Origin of the sequence: Thermincola ferriacetica, from assembly GCF_001263415.1 — a bacterium.
Taxonomy (GTDB): Bacteria; Bacillota; Thermincolia; order Thermincolales; family Thermincolaceae; genus Thermincola; species Thermincola ferriacetica.
The window spans coordinates 1-590 of record NZ_LGTE01000077.1 but is presented as its reverse complement, the minus strand read 5'-3'; the positions used below and the strand labels follow the sequence as shown (position 1 = coordinate 590).

1 rRNA gene is annotated in these 590 nt (G+C 50.5%); it reads right to left on the bottom strand.

Annotated elements, in window-relative coordinates:
• Positions 1 to 368, bottom strand: a 23S ribosomal RNA gene (locus Tfer_RS15760); the annotation flags it as partial.
• Positions 369 to 590 lie beyond the last annotated feature (222 nt).

The window sequence follows — 590 nt, the reverse complement described above, 5'->3', positions numbered from 1 at the left end:
TCCTCTGGCGGGCCTTTCCAGACCGCTTCGTCTACTCCGTTCCTTTGTCACTCCGTATTGAGTGTCCTACAACCCCAAGAGGCACGCCTCTTGGTTTGGGCTTCTCCCGTTTCGCTCGCCGCTACTCAGGGAATCGCGTTTGCTTTCTTCTCCTCCGGGTACTTAGATGTTTCAGTTCCCCGGGTATGCCCTCCATACGCTATGAATTCACGTATGGATACTGCCCCATTACGGACAGTGGGTTCCCCCATTCGGAAATCTCCGGATCAACGCTTACTTACAGCTCCCCGAAGCATATCGGTGTTTGTCCCGTCCTTCATCGGCTCCTAGTGCCAAGGCATCCACCGTGCGCCCTTTCTAACTTAACCATGTGAAAAAGCTTTCCTTTTCTTCTTGATACCTTGTACTGTTATCTAGTTTTCAAAGAACATGGCTACTGCCTTGCATCTGCTTCTTTGCTGCCATGCGCCGAGGAATCCATCCTCTTCGAAATCGCTCGTAGACGCAGGCGCAAGATCTTTTGAAAGAACATAAATATGTTCCCTCAAAACCGAACAAAACGAAAGCGTCCTTTACCGAAGGCGAAACCG